This is a genomic window from Streptomyces sp. MB09-01 (assembly GCF_033794505.1).
Lineage (GTDB): Bacteria > Actinomycetota > Actinomycetes > Streptomycetales > Streptomycetaceae > Streptomyces.
Genome location: NZ_JARAYQ010000554.1, coordinates 1 through 1,331, shown reverse-complemented (window position 1 = coordinate 1,331; position 1,331 = coordinate 1). Strand labels below are relative to the sequence as shown.

Annotated in this window: 1 protein-coding gene; it reads left to right on the top strand. The window is 77.3% G+C overall.

All coding sequences use genetic code 11. The annotated features are described in order from the left end of the window. The coding region (locus tag PV721_RS43405; protein WP_319734390.1) for an SDR family NAD(P)-dependent oxidoreductase at positions 1-1,331 on the top strand (1,331 nt) is incomplete at both ends.

Here is a 1,331-nt window from a genome sequence, read left to right as displayed (position 1 = left end):
GGGGCGTCCGCCGCCCCGGCGGCGGACGCCCCCGCCCGGACCCACTGCCTGACCGGCCTGTGGCAGGCGGCGCCGCGCCCCCTCGCACCGGCCGCCGCACCCCTGCTGGTCATCGGCGACCAGCAGGTGCGGACCGACCAGATCACCGTCCGGCGCGGTCCCGCCTTCCGCCGGGTCGCCCCCCGCACCTACGAGCTGCGCCCCGCCGAGACCGGGGACCTGAGGCTGCTCCTCGCCGAGCTCGCCGGTCTCGGCACGGTCCCGGGAGCGGTCCTGCACGTCGCGGACCGGGACGCCGCCGACCTGCCCGAGGCCGTGACGTCCGCCTGCGGCGAGGTGCTCGTCCTCGCCCAGGTCCTCGCAGACCGCCCGGTCCCCGTCGTGCACGTGGGCCCGGCCCAAGTCGCCGCCGCCGTGGCCGGACTGGCCCGCACGGTACGCCTGGAGCAGCCGCGCCTCGCGATCACGGCCGTCGAGTGCGAGGGCCCCGCCGATCCGGACGCCCTGCTCGCGGAGTTCGCGGACCACGGGGAGTCCTGGGTACGGCACACTCCCGGCGGTCGCCAGGTCCGCCGCTACCGCGACGCCGACCCCGGCCCCGCGGTCCCCCTCCGGCCCGGCGGCGTCTACCTGATCACCGGCGGCGCGGGCGGCATCGGCCGGGAACTCGCCGCCCGGATGACCGCGCGCGGGGCCACGGCCGTGCTCGTGGGGCGCACGCCGCGCCCGGGACCGCAGGGCCCCTACGTCCGCGCCGACATCACCGTGCCCGCCGAGGTCGACACACTGATCGGCGGCATCCTCGAACGGCACGGCCGGCTGGACGGCGTCGTTCACGCGGCCGGCGTCCTGCGCGACGGCCTGTTCACCACCAAGCCCGCCACGGACCTCGCGGCGGTCCTCGCCCCCAAGGTGCGCGGGGCCGTGCTGCTGGACGAGGCGACCCGCCACCTGGACCTCGACTTCTTCGCCCTCTTCTCCTCGGTGACCGGTGTCGCGGGCAACGCGGGGCAGAGCGACTACGCGGCCGCGAACGCTTTCCTGGACGCCTACGCCCGCGACCGCGGACTGCTCTCCTTCGCCTGGCCGCTGTGGGCCGAGGGGGGCATGCGCACGGACGCCGCCGCCGAAGCCCTGTTCGCCCGGCAGGGCCAGGCCCCGCTGCCGACCACGGCGGGCCTGGACGTGTTCGAGCAGGCCCTCGCCCTGTCCGGCACCGAACTGGTCGTGCTCCACGGCGACCCGGAACGGGCCCGCGAAGCCCTGGGCCTCACCCCCGCCGACGCCGTCTCCACCTCCTTCACCTCCACCGGCACCACCTCCACCGGCAC